Genomic DNA, 15,237 nt, shown 5'->3' on the forward strand with positions numbered 1-15,237 from the left:
CCGCCTCACTCAGCCCCCGACCCGGCCCGCTCGTGTGGCTCGAGGACGACGACCGCGGTCTCCCTCGGCCGTCGTGAGGCGTAGTCGTCGAGGTCCTTGTCTATCGAAGCCCAGGTGGCCCAGAGGCGCTCGCGCTCCGCGCCCTGCGCCCGCCGCGCCCGAACCTGCAGTGTTCCGTCGCGCGTCCGGACCACGGCGTCCGGGTGTGCCTGGAGGTTCAGCCACCACGCCGGCTCGGCCGGCCCCCAGCCGTTCATCGCCATGGTCACGAGGTTGTCCCCGTCGTCGACATAGCCGAGGACGACCTTGCGCACCTTCCCGCTGCGCCGGCCCCTCGTGGTCAGCCACAGCGTCCCCCAGCCGCCCGGCTTGGGTCTCCACAGGCCGAACCGGCCACCGGTCGCGCGCAGCACGGCGCGATGACCGTGCCAGAACGCCACGATGAACCAGCGCGGCTGCAGCCGTGCACGCCGGCCGCCCGCGGCGGCCGGTCCGGAGCGGACGCCGACCGGCGCCGCTCGTCCCTCACGATCCTTGGTCATGACCCCAGCGTGACCCCTCGTGACAGGCCTCGTCAGGGCCAGAAGTCCGTGGGTCGCGGACACGCGTGCGGCGTCCTTGGGATGATGCCGACCATGACGAGCGCAGAGTCGTGATGCCACCGACCCCGACCGCCGACGAGGACCGCGCCACCGAGACCCGCGCCCTCCTCGCGCACCTCGGCACCGCGATGATCGCGACCGGGCAGCCGGTGCAGGAGATCGAGGAGGAGCTCGCCGAGATCGCCGTCGAGCTCGGCTACCCCGACTTCCAGACCGCGGTCGGCCCCACCGGCCTGGTCGTCACCCTGACCGAGGGAGGCCCCGCGACGCAGCGGTCGGCGCCTCCCGGCCTGCGCCTCCACCAGTCCGCGAGCGTCCGCCGCATCCGCTACCAGCTGCTCAGCGGCGACCTCACTCCGCAGGTCGCCCGCGAGCAGCTCGCGGCGGTCGCCCGCCGTCCGGTGCGGCACCCGCTGTGGCTGGTCGCTCTCGCCTGGCCGGTGCTCGCCGTCGGCATCGCGCTGATCCTGCAACCCGGGTGGGCCAACGTCGCCGCGGCTGCCGTCGGGGCCGTCATCGTCTTCGGCCTCGTCCAGCTGGCCGAGCGCTACCAGGTGGTCAAAGCGCTGCTGCCGACGCTCGCCGCCTTCCTCGTGTCGCTGGCGATCTTCGGAGCCGCCAACGCGGGACTGCTCGAAGGCCCCCTGCGCACCGTCCTGCCGCCACTGGCAGTCCTGCTCCCGGGGGCGCTCGTCGTCAACGGCATGTCGGAGCTGGCCGCCGGGCAGATGCAGGCCGGCTCGGCGCGGCTCACCTACGGCCTCGCGCAGCTGGGTCTCTTCGCGCTGGGACTGCTCATGGCCACCGCCCTGCTGCGGGTGCCGACCGCGATGCTGACCAACCTCCGCGTCGACGAGTTCGGCTGGGCCGGAGCCCCGGTCGGCCTCGTCCTCATCGGCATGAGCATCTGCCTCATGGAGGGCGTGCCGCTGAGGATGCAGGGCTGGGTGCTGCTCGTCCTGAGCCTCGCCTTCGCGGCGCAGGTCGCCGGGCAGGAGCTCGGCTCCATCGCCCTCGGCGGCTTCCTCGGCGCGATCGCCGCCAGCCTCGGAGCGACCGTCGTCGAGATGCGACGACCGCAGCTGGCCCGCCTCGTCCTCTTCCTCCCGGCCTTCTGGCTGCTCGTGCCCGGAAGCCTCGGACTCGTCGGCGTCACCGAGCTCGCGGCGGGTCGGGAGTCGGCCACCGACGTCGCCCTCGGCCTGATCGGCGTCGCTATCGCCATCTCCCTCGGCCTGCTCGTCGGCTCCTCCCTGGGCCGCTCCCTTCGCGGGTGGCTCGCCGCGCCCGCCTCTCGCTGAACCCACGAGGGCGCCCGGTCCAGACCCGCAGAGGTGCCGGCAGTTTCACCGCGCATGCACCCCGAGGCACCTAGTCTGACGAGATGCCGCTACCGGGCACCAAGCTGCGGGCCCCGACCCCGCGTCGCCTGCTCGTCCCCCGTGAGCGACTGCTCGTCCGGCTCCGAGCCGACGCGGAGACGGTGCCGCGCCTGGTGCTCGTCTCGGCGCCAGCAGGCTTCGGCAAGACCACCCTGCTCAGCCAGTGGCTGACGCCGGCGTCCCGAGCCGCCGGCGACCACGCAGGTATGCCGCCCGCCTCGCTCACGCGCCCACCGCCCCCCGCGCCCCGGGTGGCGTGGCTGTCCCTCGATGCGGCCGATGCCGAGCTGCGCACGTTCCTCACCCATCTGGTGGCCGCCCTGCAGCTCGTCGCCCCTGCGGTCGGGGCCGATGCGCTGGTGCTCATGGACACCGACCGTCCCCTCCCCGTGCACGACGTGGCGGCCAGCCTCCTCGACGACCTCGATGCACTGCCGGGCCACACTGTCCTCGCGCTCGACGACTACCACGTCATCGACGACCCGCAGGTCCACGACGCAGTCGCCCTGCTGCTCGACCACCTGCCGCCACAGGTGACCCTGGCCCTGACGACGCGCGTCGACCCGCCTCTGCCGCTGGCCCGCCTGCGCGCCCGCGGTGAGCTGCTCGAAGTCCGCGCCGCCGACCTGCGGTTCACTCCCGACGAGGCCGAGGCCTTCCTCAACCACGTCATGGACCTGGGCCTCGAGCCGCGTCTGGTGGCCGCTCTCGAAGCCCGCACGGAGGGCTGGGCGGCGGGTCTGCAGCTGGCGGCCCTGTCGGCCCGCGGCCACCTCACGGCCAACCGCGGCGAGGCCGCATACGGCAGCGACACGGCATACAGCAGCGTGGCGGTGCCCGGCGATGTGGCGACGTTCGTCGAGGACTTCACCGGCTCCCACCGCTTCGTCCTGGACTACCTCGTCGAGGAGGTGCTGGCCACCCAACCCGAGCAGGTGCGCACCTTCCTGCTCGAGACGTCCGTCCTCGATCAGCTCACCGGCCCCTTGTGCGAGGCGCTCACCGGCTGCTGCGACGGTCGTCAGCTGCTGGCGGCCCTGGAGCACGACAACCTGTTCCTCGTCCCGCTCGACGACGAGCGCGCGTGGTATCGCTACCACCACCTGTTCGCCGACGCTCTGCGTGCGCGACTCCGCGCCGAGCAGCCCGGGCGGGTCGTCACGCTGCATCGGGCCGCCAGCGACTGGCACGCCGAGCACGGGTCGCTGGGCGACGCGATCAGCCACGCCCTCGCCGCGGTCGATGTCGACCGGGCTGCCGACCTCCTCGAGCTGACACTGCCCGAGGCCCGGCGGCAGCGCCGCGACCGGGAGCTGCGCGACTGGCTCAACGCCCTGCCCGAGGACGTGGTGCGCGGCCGGGCCCTGCTGGCCACGCAGATGGTTCCGGCGCGACTCTCTACGGGTGACCTCGGCGGCGCGGAGCGCTGGCTCGACGACGGCGACCGGGCCCTCCTGTCGGTCGACCTGGAGCCGGTCCCGTACGTGCTACCGGGCGGTCGGCTGGCAGATGCGGCGCGCGCCCGGAGGCAGGAGCTGCGGGGCCTGCCCGCTCAGGTGGCCGTCTACCGCGCCGCGATCGCCCAGGCCCGCGGAGACATCGACGCCACCATCGTCCACGCTCGCCGCGCCCTGCAGCTCGCGGGACCCGACGACCACGTCGCCCGGTCCGGCGGCGCCGGGTTCCTCGGCCTCGCCGCGTGGGCCTCCGGTGACCTGGCGACCGCCGTCGACACCTTCGGGGAGGCGGTGCAGAGCATGCGTGCCTCCGGCGGCCTCACCGACGAGCTCGGCGCCACCGTCGTCCTCGCCACCATGTGGCTGGCGCGCGGGCAGCCCGCCGAGGCCCAGCGGCTCTACGAGGAGGCCCTCGCCAGGGCGGACGCCCATCCCGGGGCCACGCTGTCGACGACCGGTGACCTGCACGTCGGCCTCGCGGACACGCTGCGTGAGCGGGGGCTTCTCGAAGGGGCGGCTGCGCACCTGAGGACGGCTCGCGAGCTGGGCGAGCGGGCCTCGCTCCCGGAGAACCGGCACCGCTGGTTCACCGCCATGGCAGGGCTGCTCGTGGCATCAGGCGACCTGCCGGGGGCGATTGCGAGGCTCGACGAGGCAGAGCCGCTGTTCGTCCGCGGCTTCTTCCCGGACGTCCGGCCCATCCCCGCCATCCGCGCCCGGGTCCACATCGCGCAGGGGCGGCTGGAGGACGCCGCGTCGTGGGCCCGAGCCCACCACGTCACCCCCGACGATCCGGCCGACTACCTGTCCGAGTTCGACCAGCTCACCCTCGCCCGCCTGCTCGTCGCCCAGCACCACGCCGACCGTGCGACCGACTCCCTCCGCCGCGCCCTCTCGCTCCTGGACCGCATCGCGTATGCCGCCACGGCCGCGGACCGCGGAGGGAGCGTCGTGGAGACGCTCGTCGTGCGCGCCCTCACACGCCGCCAGAGCGACCCGTCGACCGCCCTCGCCGACCTCGGCAGCGCGCTGCGCACGGGCGTTCCGGCCGGGTACTGCCGCCTCTTCCTCGACGAGGGAGAGCCGATGATCGAGCTGCTGCGTGCTGCTGCGTCACGGCCTGACCTGCCGGGCTCCGCCGAGGCGGCCGCCCTGCTCGACGCCGAGGAGGCCGCCCTGCTCGACGCCGAGGCGCGCCAGCGCAAGGGGCGAGCGCAGCCGGCTGCACCCACGACCCTCGGCTCGGAACCCTTGAGCGAGCGGGAGATCGAGGTGCTCCGGCTGCTCGCGTCGGACCTCACCGGCCCGGAGATCGCCAACCACCTCCACGTGTCCGTCAACACCTTCCGGACCCACACCCGGCACATCTTCACCAAGCTCGACGTCAGGACGCGGCGCTCTGCGGTGAGCCGAGCCGGCGAGCTCCGCCTGCTCTGACCCCACCGCCCGGCAGGGGCTGGGGTCGGGCTGGGGGGCCGCCTGGGCACTCCCGCCACCACTGCCAGCGCCTCGAGCTGAAGAATCACCACCCTGATCACATCACCATGCGATGTGGACTCACCACCCCCACTCCTACCGTCCAGGACATCGCCTGACACCCGGTCCGGCGCCTGCACGAGGAGCCCCGCATGAACATCACCGCAACCGGCCTCACCAAGGCCGCCGCGACCGCGGCCGTGGTCGCCGGGTCCATCTTCATCGCCGTCCAGATCAACCACCCGGCGCCCGACACCTTCACCACCGAGACCGCCCAGTGGGTGGCACGCAGCATCGCCAAGTCGGCCATGGCTGCGCTGGCCCTCGTCGGCATCACCGGCATCTACCTGCGTCAGCACCGCAAGGCCGGGGTGCTCGGGCTCGTCGGCTTCCTGCTCTTCGCCGCCGGCTACCTCGCGATGTTCTCAGTCGAGGTCATCGCCGCGACCGTCCTGCCGAGCCTCGTCCACAGCGAACCGGGCTTCGTCGACGACGTCGTGGCCGCCGCCGTGGGCGGCACGCCGGTGGGCGACATCGGCGGCCTGCAGACGGTGTTCAACCTCTCCGGGCTGGGCTACATCATCGGGGGCCTCGTCTTCGGCATCGCTCTCTTCCGCACCCGCGTCCTCGCCCGGTGGGCCGCGCTCCTGCTCGCCGTCAGCACCGTCGCGACCGCTGCGCTCGCCGTCCTGCCCGACGCGTTCAACCGGCCGCTCGCCGTCCCCGAGGGCATCGCCCTCATCGGTCTGGGCGTGTCGCTCTGGCGCAACCCTTCGGAGGTCACCGCTGCCTCGGCGAGCCCGTCGGTCGAGACCGCCTCGGCAGCTGGCCCGACATCTGGCCCGGCCGCTGGCCCGACATCTGGCCCGGCCGCTGGCCCGGCCATCGGTCCGGTCCAGCACCCCGCAGCCCGATGACGACGCCGACCGGCCGGTCCTCGGGCTGGCCGATTCCGGCAGCACTCGTGGCGCTGTCCGTGATCCCTTTGGCAGCGGGGACGTTGCGGCTGCTCCAGCTCGCCGGAGTCACGGATGTCCGCCCGGCCGATCACCGGTTCGTCGGCTTCCCGGCCGCGCTCGTCATCCACATCGTCGGTGCTGCCGTCTTCGCGCTGCTCGGCTCCCTGCAGTTCGTGCCGCGCTTCCGGGCTCATCACCCGGCGTGGCACCGCCGCGCTGGTCGGTTGCTGGCCGGCGCCGGCTTCGCCGTCTGCGGATCGGCGCTGTGGCTGACCCTGTTCACCGAGGCGCAACCGGGCACCGGGCCGCTGCTCTACGTCCTGCGCCTCGTGTTCGCCTCCGCCATGGCAGCAAGCCTGCTGCTGGGCCTGGCCGCGATCCGTCGCCGCGACATCGGTGCCCACCGGGCCTGGATGATCCGCACCTACGCGATCGGACTCGCGGCCGGCACCCAGGCCCTCACCGAAGGCCTGGCCGGGGCAGTCTTCGGCACAGGGACGCTGCGCATGGACGTCGCCAAGGGCGCGGGCTGGCTCATCAACCTGGCCGTGGCCGAGTGGGTCATCCGGCGCCCAGTTCACCCCGCTCGCCGGAGCGCGCGCGGCGGCACCGCAGCGGCCCACGACGCACCAGCCGGGGTTGCGAGATGACCGACCGGCCGCGAGCGAGCGCGCTCCCCCAGGCAGGCGGCGGCCCGGCGACATACGAGATCCGGATCGCAGCGCATCTCGACGACCACTGGTCCGCGACGCTCTGCGACCTCACCCTTTCTCGCCTGCCCGACGGCACCACCCGGCTGATGGGCCCGGTCGTCGACCAGGCGCAGCTGCACAGCGTCCTCGCCCGCATCCGCGACCTCGGCGTTCCGCTCCTGGTCCTGCGCAGGCTCGAGTGACTGCCTGCGCTGTCGCCCACTCGCCCACTCGCCCATCGAGGAGTGGCCGGGTCAACACCGCATGCATGCGCGCAACGCCTACCGTCGAGCGTGAGAGATGTATGTCGTACACCACCACCACCTATGAGGAGCCATCGATGTCCAACCCACGCGCGCAGGCCCGAACGGTCGCGCCGGTCGTCCTCGTTCGGCGCGGCATCACGCCGGCTGCGCCCCTGGTCAGCCACCGAGCTCAGGCGCTGGCATCGTGAGCACGACTGCACCGCAGACGATTTCGAGGATGCGCCCGCCCCCGCGCTGGTCGTGGCTGCCCGTGGCGGCCGCCGTCCTCGCGGTCTCGGTCCTCGTCCTGCCCTTCCGGCTGGCGGCCATCGGGCCGGGCGGGGGCTACCCGAGCGCGGCAGCCCTCGGCGACGCCGTGACCGCCGGCTTCGTGCGGTTCTGGTCCGCCGGCACCGGTGAGCTCCCCACCGGCCTCGCCGAGGCCGTCGACTTCTGGGCCCGCTTCCACCTCGTCAAGGCGGTGCTCGCGGCGGCCCTGCTCGCGGTCCTCGTCGCGCTCGGGCCCCGGGTCCTGGCCCGGTGGGCCGGCGCACAGAGCGTCCCGCAGCGTCTGCTCGCGGCGCTCGTCGTCGTCGTGCATGCGTCGGTCGCAGTGCTGGCCCTGCTCGTCGTGGTGGCGAACCTCCAGGGAGCCGTCGCGCCACTCTCGTCGGTGCTGGGGCTCATGGCGGTCACCGGCTCCGACACCGAGCTGGCTGCCAGCATCGCAGAGGTGCGCCAGACCCTCGCCGCGGGGGAGCGCACGCCCGCTCTGGACGCGTTGCTCGCCGACTTCACCACCTACCACGTGGTCATGGCGTGGCTCGGGGGAGTCGTGACGGTCGGGCTGGTCGTGACGGCAATCCTGCTCTGGCGACGACGTGCCCGTCTGCCGCGCACCGAACGCCGCCTCCGACGGCTGGTCCTCGCCCTCGCCGGAGCGGCGCTCGTGCTCGCGGGCTTCTTCGGCGTCGTGACCGCGGCGAACGTCAGCACCGCCGCGCGTCCGGCCCCGGCGCTGCTCGGCTTCTTCCAGGGCGGCAGCTGAGCTGAGCGGGTTGCCTTGTCAGTCAGTGGCGCTCGACGTCGCGGTATGCCGTGAGGCGGGGACGGCGGCATACCCCGGCTTGGCGGGTGGGTGTCGTGCCACGACGAGCTGCGCCCCGGCGGCGTCGGTGCCGGAAGGCTCAGTCCTCCATGCGGAAGCCGAGCTTGACGGTGACCTGCCAGTGCGCGACTGCCCCGTCGACGAGCTGGCCGCGGATGTCCTCCACCTCGAACCAGTCGAGGTTGCGCAGCGTCGAGCTGGCCTTGGCGACGGCGTTGCCGACGGCGGCCTCGATGCCGTCGGGCGACGTGCCGACGACCTCGGAGATTGCGTAGACGTGGTTGGCCATGGTTCCTCGATCCGAACGACGCACCCGGACTCTCCGAGTCGCGGCTTTCACGCTAGTCCGGTGGCCGCGCTCGAGGACAGCACCGGTCGGGTCAGCCCGAGTCGACGTCGATCCGGTCGCGCAGCTGCTGGTTCTCGTCCTGGAGGTCGAGCAGCATGCCGACGCCTGCGAGGTTGACCCCGGCATCGACGAGCTCGGAGATGCGGCGCAGCCTCGCGAGGTCGTTCGCGCTGTAGCGGCGAGTGCCACCCGCCGTGCGCGCCGGCTCGAGCAGGCCGCGGGACTCGAGGAGGCGCAGCGTGGCCGCGGGCATGCCGGCGAGCTCGGCGGCCACCGAGATGCCGTAGACGCCACGGTCATCGTCGGGTGTGGTCGCGCGCTCCGTCACCTCCGTCACCTCCTCGAGAAAATCTGTTGCGGGGTCTTGCCTCAGCATCCTCTCAGTGCTACAAAAAATCTACAGCGCATGCCACAGATCGTGAGATGCGGTCGTGGCCACTACGGAGCATCACTGGACACGATGGAGGTGAAGACGATGCTGATGCGCACCGACCCCTTCCGTGATCTCGACCGGTTCGCCCAACAGATGCTGGGCACGAACGGCACCCTCGCCCGACCCTCGGTCATGCCGATGGACGCGTGGCGCGACGGGGACACGTTCCACGTCGAGTTCGACCTGCCGGGAGTCGACCCGGGGTCGATTGACCTCGACGTCGAGCGCAACGTCGTGACGGTCCGGGCAGAGCGCCCGAACCGGGCCAGCGACGCAGAGCTCATCGCGGCGGAGCGTCCGCGGGGTGTCTTCAGCCGGCAGCTCGTGCTCGGCGACAACCTCGACACCGAGCACATCGAGGCCCACTACGACACGGGAGTCCTCAGCCTGGCGATCCCGGTGGCCGAGAAGGCCAAGCCGCGCAAGATCGCCATCGCGACCAAGGACGAGCAGAGACAGGCCATCGGCGCCTGAGGCAACTGGGAGTCGGAACCATGACCGGCGAGATCATCGACAGCGTCGCACCCGACCTCGAGGTGGGGGCCGACACGGACGAGGCCTTCTTCGAGCTCGTCTGCGCCGATGACGAGCTGCTTCGTGCCGAGTTCGAGGCGATCGTCGCCGCGAGCTGGGTGGGCCCGCCGGACCGGCCGACACCCGTGCCGAACCCGCGCCCACCTGTGCCGGGGGCGCCGCGGGTGGAGCTGCCTCGGGTGACGAGGCTAGAGCTCACAAAGCCCCTGCCGAGCGGACCCGGTGACGGGCAGCGAGGACGGGAGCGCTCACCCCCGCGACCGTGAGGGGCCGGTCCCCCCACCCTCACGCAACGGATCGAGGCCGAGACCGAGAGGAGCGTGATCACCCGCAACGCACGCGACAGTCGACAACACGCATACCGCACGCGAAGTGCACCGACGGTGCCCCGCCCTTGCCAGGGTGGGGCACCACCCTTGTCACCCCCGTGCCCCGATTCGAGGTGATCCTGACACTGACGTGGGTGGCGCCATCACCTCGAATCGGGTTCAGTCGCAGGGTGATTGGAGGTGATACTGGGACCTACGTGGGTCCCATCATCACCTCGAATCGGGGGTGTGGGTGTTGGTGGCGGTGGCGGGGGTGTGCGGGAGGCGGCGGGCGCGGAGGATGAGGTCGTCGTGGTGGTGGGCGCCGGCGCCCTCGGTGACGTCCCGCTCGCGTTGCTCGTCGCACTCGACGACCCAGCCCTCGCCGAGGGCGGCGACGACGTCGTCGTGCCCGACGTAGTCGTCCGGGTCGAATCCGTGCGACAGGGCGACCTCCCTGTCGAAGTTCGCGTGGTGGACGACGAGCAGCGTGCCACCGGGCGCAACCGCCCCGAGCAGCGCCTGCTCGACATCACGCCCCGGCGTCCGCATGAGCGCCGGGTAGAAGACGGTCACGAGGTCGAAGCGGGCCTCGCGGTCGGACAGCTCCACGAGGCCGGAGGCGACCCAGTCGACGTCCACCCCTTCTGCGTCCCCGGCGGCCCGCGCCCGGTCGAGGGCGTTCGTCGCCACGTCGATCGCCGTCACCCGCCAGCCGCGGCGGGCGAGCCAGACCGCGTCGGCGCCCTCGCCGCACCCGACGTCGAGCGCCCGGCCCGGCGTGAGGTCGCTGGCCTCGGCCACGAGCGCGACGTTGGGGTTGCCGCTCCAGACGGGCGACCCGGCATACCGCTCCTCCCAGTCGGCGTGGCCGTGACCCGGACGCTCGTTGCCGACAAGACGGTGCTGCTCGCGTGCATGAATGCTCTCTGAGGTGCTCACCGCTCCATCCTGAAGGTTCACCCCGAGGCGAAGGCAAGCGCCCTCGCGCAGCCACGCCGGCCCTCCGAGCCCGTATGCCGTCCGCCCCCTTCGGCCCTGAAGCGTGACCGCTCCCGCGGGCCGGCTCAGCGCGCGGCGGGCGAGGAGAGCCGGACGAGGCAGGCACCCTCGCGGGCGAAGGGCACGAGGTGCACCTCCGTGTCGGCGGCGCCGGACCGGTCGAGCGTCGCGCGCAGCATCTCCTCGTGCATCGTGCACACGACGCCGGGGTGGGCGCGGGCCGAGGAGAGCACCGGACACGTGCGCAGTGCGACCTGCCCGTCCGGTTCGACCTGCGGCGAGAAGCCGGCCGTCGTCAACAGGCCGACGACGACGTCGACGGGCGGCATCGGGCGCGCTCCCGGGGACGGCTCGCTCAGCTGAGTCGCCCAGCGGCGACCGATCGCCCGGGCCTGGACCTCGGGATCGCTGGTCTCGGCGAGATGCTCGGCCATGGCCGTGACGAGCTCGTCGGTCGACACCGGTCGTGACACGCGCAGCGCCTCGAGCACGAGGCGTCCACGGTCCGTGAGGTGGTGGCCGAGGGCGGGGCGGCCCCGCGTGCCGGCCTCGATCGCCGTTCGCGCGACGAGACCGTCGTCGACGAGCCGCGCGAGGTGGGCGCGGGTTGTGTTCGGGTGCCCGCCGAGGACCTCGACGAGCGTACCGATCGTCGCGGGGCGCTCCGGCCCGTAGCCGGCCAGGGCCTCGATCACGCGCTCGCGCGCCGGCGGCACCTCGGGCAGGGCCTCCGGGCCGCGCTGCCGACCCGGCTCCGAGATCTCCCTCGAGGCCTCTTCCGACGCCTCTTCCGCGACCGGTTCGGCGGCCCCCTCCGGGACCCGAGTTGGCGCGACGCCGCCACGTGGGCTATTTTTCACATGTCTAGTGTAATAAATACTCGCCCCCGCCGCATCTCCGCTGCACCCCCGCTGCACCCCCGCTGCACCCCAAGGAGCCACCGTGAGCATCCACGAGTCCCTTCCCGTCTCCGACATCAGCTCGACCGGCTGCGCCTGCGGGTGCTCCGACGAGGGCGAGCCGGAGCTCGACGTGCGCACCATCCCCCACGCGATCCGCCACGCCACCGTCTTCGGCGCGCTGGGAGCGGTGCCGGCCGGTGGGTCGCTGCGCCTCGTCGCACCTCATGACCCGAAGCCCCTGCTCGCCCAGATCGAAGATCGCGAGGGCGGCACCATCGAGGTCGACTACCTCGTGCGCGGCCCGCAGGCCTGGACCCTGCGCCTCACCCGTCAGGCCTGACGCAACCTCTGACGCCGCCCGCTGACAGACGCTCCCAGAGACGCCGCGATGAGCATGCGCCAGCTCGAGCGCCGCTCTGCCGCAGCCCTTCCGGGGCGCGGGGTGTGGCCGCTGCGCGATCACCCGACGACGCTGTGGCTGACCGCAGCCCTCGTCGTGGCGGCGCTCGGTCGGGACATCCCGGCAGCCGACTGGCTCGTCGTGCACCTCGTGCTCCTCGGTGCGGTCACGCACGCGGTGATGGTGTGGAGCACGCACTTCGCCCAGGCCCTCCTCAAGACGCCGCCGACCCTCGACGGTCGCCGGCAGCAGGGGCGCCGCCTCGCCCTCCTGCTCCTCGGCTCGACGCTCGTCTTCGTCGGCGTGCCGGCCGGCTGGTGGCCGGTGACGGTGGCCGGCGCCACGTGCGCAGGCGCCGCCGTCACGTGGCACGGCATCCAGCTGTGGCGCCGCCTCCGCGCAGCGCTCCCGGGCCGCTTCCGGATCACCATCCGCTACTACCTCTCCGCAGCGACGGCCATGCCGGTGGGCGCCTTCTTCGGGGTCCTCCTCGCGCAGCAGCCGCCCGACCCGTGGCACGCCCGCCTCCTCGTGGCCCACTCGATGACGATGGCGCTCGGCTGGCTCGGTCTCACCGTCACCGGCACCCTCGTGACCTTCTGGCCGACGCTGCTGCGGGCCCGCATGGACGACCGCGCCGAAACCCTTGCGCGACAGGCCCTTCCGGTGCTCCTCGTCGGCCTTGTGGTCGCCGTAGCCGGTGCGCTGGCGGGCAGGCACCTGCCCACGTCGCTGGGCCTCATCACGTATGCCGCCGGCATCGTCTGGTGGGCGCGCGCACTCATCGCCCCGGCCCGTCGCAGCGTGCCCCGCCGCTTCGCCACCGTCTCCGCTGCCTGCGCCCTCGCGTGGTTCGTCACCACCGTCGTCGCCGTCGCCGCGCTCGTCCTCCTGACGCCGGACTGGACCGAGGTCGGCGCCCACTACGAGCTCGTGGCGGCCGCGCTGGCCGTCGGTTTCGCCCTGCAGCTCGTGCTCGCGGCGCTGAGCCATCTCGTGCCGAGCGTCCTCGGTGGGGGCCCGGCCGCTCTGCGCGCCGGACTCGACTGGTTCGAGCGCGGCGCGCCCTTCCGGGTCGTCGGGCTCAACCTCGGCCTCGCGCTGTGGCTGCTCCCGCTGCCCAGCCCCACCCGCATGGCCCTGGGTGTGCTCGTGGCCCTCGCCGTGGCGAGCTTCCTGCCGCTCACCGGGCTGTCGGTGCGAGAGTCGATCCGGGCACGCCGGGCTGCAGAGACGGGCCCCGCTCCGACCCCCTCGACTGCGACGACCCCGCGTGCTCCTCAGAGCGAGAGGCCTTTCTGGTCCTCCGGCCAGCTCGCCGCCGCCGTGTCAGTCATCGCACTCGTCGTCGCTGCGAGCCTCGCCCTCCCGTCAGCCGCCGCCGGCGGGGGCGCTGCCCAGGTCACCCCGACGGGGCACACGACGACCGTCGAGGTGGCCGCCCGGGACATGCGCTTCACGCCCGCCACGATCACGGTGCCGCTCGGTGACCGCCTCGTCATTCGCGTGACCAACCGCGACGAGACGACGACCCACGACCTCGTCCTCGACACGGGCGGCCGCACGGCACGCCTGGCGCCCGGAGCCACCGGTGAGCTCGATGCCGGAGTCGTGGCCGGCCCGGTCGAGGGCTGGTGCTCGGTCGTCGGACACCGCCAGATGGGCATGGTCCTGCACGTCCTCGTCACGGGCGGCGCGTCAGGCAGTGCCGCTGCCGGGGCCCCGCTCGGCTCCGCGGCGGGTGGTGCACCCGCTGCTGGTCACGACGGGTCGGGCATGACGATGCACGACGCCAACGTGCACGCCGGCCAGGGCGCTCTGGGAGCCGGCTTCACGGCATACGACCCCCTGCTTGCGCCCCTCACGACCGAGCGGGTGCACCGGGTGACGCTCACCGTCGAGGAGCTCGAGCTGCAGGTCGCGCCGGGGGTCTGGCAGCGGCGGTGGACCTACAACGGCACCTCGCCCGGGCCCACCCTGCACGGACGCGTCGGCGACGTCTTCGAGGTCACCCTCGTCAACCACGGCACGATGGGCCACTCCATCGACTTCCACGCCGGGTCGCGGGCGCCCGACGACGTCATGCGCACGGTGCCGCCGGGCGGCAGCCTCACCTACCGCTTCACCGCGTCGCGGGCCGGCATCTGGGTGTACCACTGCTCCACGATGCCGATGTCGGCGCACATCGCCGCGGGGCTCGTCGGTGCCGTCGTCATCGAGCCACCGGACCTGCCGTCCGTCGACCGCAGCTTCCTGCTCGTGCAGTCGGAGCTCTACCTCGGCGCGAGCACGGCCCACGGCTCCGCTGCCGAGGTCGATGCGACCACGGCGCAGGCGGGCACGCCGGACGGCGTCGTCTTCAACGGCACCGCCTTCCAGTACGACTCGGCTCAGCTCCGGGCGCGGGTGGGGGAGCGGGTTCGCTTCTGGGTGCTCGACGCCGGGCCCAACCGGGCGACGAGCTTCCACGTCGTCGGGGCGCAGTTCGACGCGGTCTGGGCCGAGGGCGCGTGGCTCCTGCGGCCCGGTGCGTCGAGCGGCGGCAGCCAGGCCCTGGCGCTCGGCGCCGCCCAGGGCGGCTTCGTCGAGACGACCTTCCCCGAGGCGGGCCACTACCCGTTCGTCAGCCATGTCATGGCCGACGCGGAGCGCGGGGCGCACGGTGTCGTGCAGGTGCAGCCATGAACGAGAGCCTGACCGATACCCCAGACGCGCGCCGTCATCGCCGCCACCATCGAACCTGTGGCACTCCGACGGCCACACACAAGACCACATGCACGAACACCACCGACGACGGGAACCGATGATGTGCAGCTACTGCGGATGTGCCGACCTCGAGGTGGTCGGCCGGTTCATGGGCGAGCACGAGCACATCATCAACCACCTCAGCGCCCTCCGGAGCTCGCTCGACGACGAGACCCGACGACACGCTGCCGCGAGCGAGCTCGAGGCGCACCTGACGCCGCACGTCGTGGCCGAGGAGGCGGGCCTGTTCGCCGTCATGGCTCGCGACGAGGTCTTCACCGACCACATCGCCCGGCTCTGCGGCGAGCACCACGAGCTCGACGAGCTGCTCGCGGCGGTGGCGGGTGGTGACGTCGCGCTCTTCCCCCGCTTCGAGGACGCCCTGCGCGACCACATCGACCGCGAGGACAACGGGCTCTTCCCAGCGGCGGCCATCCACCTCGGTGGCCCCGAGTGGGACGAGGTCGAGCTCCTCACCCCGACGACAGCAGGAGCGCACCGATGACGACAAGCCCGACAAAGAGGACATCAACTACGCAGGGTCGTAGGTCTGGTCACACGGGCCCCACCCGTGACAGGGTGCAGGACATGGCAACCCTCGAGGTGTCCTGGCCGCGCAACGGAGCACGGAAGGGGGTGCGTC

Annotated in this window: 16 protein-coding genes; 11 read left to right on the top strand and 5 right to left on the bottom strand. The window is 72.8% G+C overall.

What is annotated here, in order from left to right; all coding sequences use genetic code 11:
- Positions 1-5: 5 nt before the first annotated feature.
- Positions 6-542, bottom strand: coding sequence for a nitroreductase/quinone reductase family protein (locus FHX52_RS11330; RefSeq protein WP_141822214.1), 537 nt, complete (start codon positions 540-542; stop codon positions 6-8).
- Between the two features lie 113 nt (positions 543-655).
- On the opposite strand from FHX52_RS11330, the gene FHX52_RS11335 reads away from it, so the two are divergent.
- The 6 genes from FHX52_RS11335 to FHX52_RS11360 all read left to right on the top strand — a co-directional run bounded on the left by FHX52_RS11335 (position 656) and on the right by FHX52_RS11360 (position 7,861).
- Positions 656-1,903 carry a threonine/serine exporter family protein gene (locus tag FHX52_RS11335; RefSeq protein ID WP_141822215.1) on the top strand — a complete coding sequence of 416 codons (1,248 nt, stop codon included), beginning with the start codon at positions 656-658 and terminating at the stop codon, positions 1,901-1,903.
- 83 nt (positions 1,904-1,986) lie between these two features.
- Positions 1,987-4,878 carry a winged helix-turn-helix domain-containing protein gene (locus tag FHX52_RS11340; RefSeq protein WP_141822216.1) on the top strand — a complete coding sequence of 964 codons (2,892 nt, stop codon included), beginning with the start codon at positions 1,987-1,989 and terminating at the stop codon, positions 4,876-4,878.
- A gap of 191 nt (positions 4,879-5,069) precedes the next feature.
- Positions 5,070-5,834, top strand: coding sequence for a hypothetical protein (locus tag FHX52_RS11345; RefSeq protein WP_185747249.1), 765 nt, complete (start codon positions 5,070-5,072; stop codon positions 5,832-5,834).
- Positions 5,831-6,526 carry a DUF2306 domain-containing protein gene (locus FHX52_RS11350; protein ID WP_141822217.1) on the top strand — a complete coding sequence of 232 codons (696 nt, stop codon included), beginning with the start codon at positions 5,831-5,833 and terminating at the stop codon, positions 6,524-6,526. Before FHX52_RS11345 ends, FHX52_RS11350 begins: the two co-directional genes overlap by 4 nt.
- The gene (locus FHX52_RS11355) at positions 6,523-6,771 is read left to right on the top strand and encodes a hypothetical protein (protein WP_141822218.1); all 249 of its coding nucleotides are present in this window, start codon (positions 6,523-6,525) and stop codon (positions 6,769-6,771) included. Before FHX52_RS11350 ends, FHX52_RS11355 begins: the two co-directional genes overlap by 4 nt.
- Before the next feature lie 280 nt (positions 6,772-7,051).
- Positions 7,052-7,861, top strand: a complete 810-nt coding sequence (locus FHX52_RS11360; RefSeq protein ID WP_141822219.1) for a hypothetical protein — start codon at positions 7,052-7,054, stop codon at positions 7,859-7,861.
- A 139-nt stretch (positions 7,862-8,000) separates the two neighbouring features.
- On the opposite strand, the gene FHX52_RS11365 is transcribed toward FHX52_RS11360, so the two are convergent.
- The gene (locus FHX52_RS11365) at positions 8,001-8,210 is read right to left on the bottom strand and encodes a dodecin (RefSeq protein ID WP_141822220.1); all 210 of its coding nucleotides are present in this window, start codon (positions 8,208-8,210) and stop codon (positions 8,001-8,003) included.
- 91 nt (positions 8,211-8,301) lie between these two features.
- Entirely contained in the window at positions 8,302-8,598 is a 297-nt protein-coding gene (locus FHX52_RS11370) for a MerR family transcriptional regulator (RefSeq protein ID WP_246069930.1), read from the bottom strand.
- Between the two features lie 147 nt (positions 8,599-8,745).
- Here FHX52_RS11370 and FHX52_RS11375 point away from each other — a divergent pair, with 147 nt between their 5' ends.
- Together FHX52_RS11375 and FHX52_RS11380 are read left to right on the top strand one after the other, a co-directional pair.
- The gene (locus FHX52_RS11375) at positions 8,746-9,177 is read left to right on the top strand and encodes an Hsp20/alpha crystallin family protein (protein ID WP_185747250.1); all 432 of its coding nucleotides are present in this window, start codon (positions 8,746-8,748) and stop codon (positions 9,175-9,177) included.
- 20 nt (positions 9,178-9,197) lie between these two features.
- Complete coding sequence (locus FHX52_RS11380) at positions 9,198-9,503, top strand: hypothetical protein (RefSeq protein ID WP_141822223.1); 306 nt, start codon at positions 9,198-9,200, stop codon at positions 9,501-9,503.
- Between the two features lie 273 nt (positions 9,504-9,776).
- Here the strand turns inward: FHX52_RS11380 and FHX52_RS11385 are convergent, their stop codons facing one another.
- Together FHX52_RS11385 and FHX52_RS11390 are read right to left on the bottom strand one after the other, a co-directional pair.
- Positions 9,777-10,487: a class I SAM-dependent methyltransferase gene (locus FHX52_RS11385; RefSeq protein WP_246069931.1), complete on the bottom strand. Its 711-nt coding sequence runs from the start codon at positions 10,485-10,487 to the stop codon at positions 9,777-9,779.
- A 125-nt stretch (positions 10,488-10,612) separates the two neighbouring features.
- Entirely contained in the window at positions 10,613-11,407 is a 795-nt protein-coding gene (locus FHX52_RS11390; protein WP_141822224.1) for a helix-turn-helix transcriptional regulator, read from the bottom strand.
- Positions 11,408-11,489: 82 nt separating this feature from the next.
- Between FHX52_RS11390 and FHX52_RS11395 the strand changes: the two genes are divergently transcribed.
- The 3 genes from FHX52_RS11395 to FHX52_RS11405 all read left to right on the top strand — a co-directional run bounded on the left by FHX52_RS11395 (position 11,490) and on the right by FHX52_RS11405 (position 15,099).
- Positions 11,490-11,789 (top strand): DUF2249 domain-containing protein, encoded by a 300-nt coding sequence (locus FHX52_RS11395; RefSeq protein WP_221630579.1) that lies wholly within the window; start codon positions 11,490-11,492, stop codon positions 11,787-11,789.
- A 48-nt stretch (positions 11,790-11,837) separates the two neighbouring features.
- Positions 11,838-14,534, top strand: a complete 2,697-nt coding sequence (locus FHX52_RS11400) for a multicopper oxidase domain-containing protein (RefSeq protein WP_221630580.1) — start codon at positions 11,838-11,840, stop codon at positions 14,532-14,534.
- A gap of 88 nt (positions 14,535-14,622) precedes the next feature.
- Positions 14,623-15,099 carry a hemerythrin domain-containing protein gene (locus FHX52_RS11405; protein WP_246069932.1) on the top strand — a complete coding sequence of 159 codons (477 nt, stop codon included), beginning with the start codon at positions 14,623-14,625 and terminating at the stop codon, positions 15,097-15,099.
- Positions 15,100-15,237 lie beyond the last annotated feature (138 nt).

Origin of the sequence: Humibacillus xanthopallidus, assembly GCF_006717145.1 — a bacterium.
GTDB lineage: Bacteria > Actinomycetota > Actinomycetes > Actinomycetales > Dermatophilaceae > Humibacillus > Humibacillus xanthopallidus.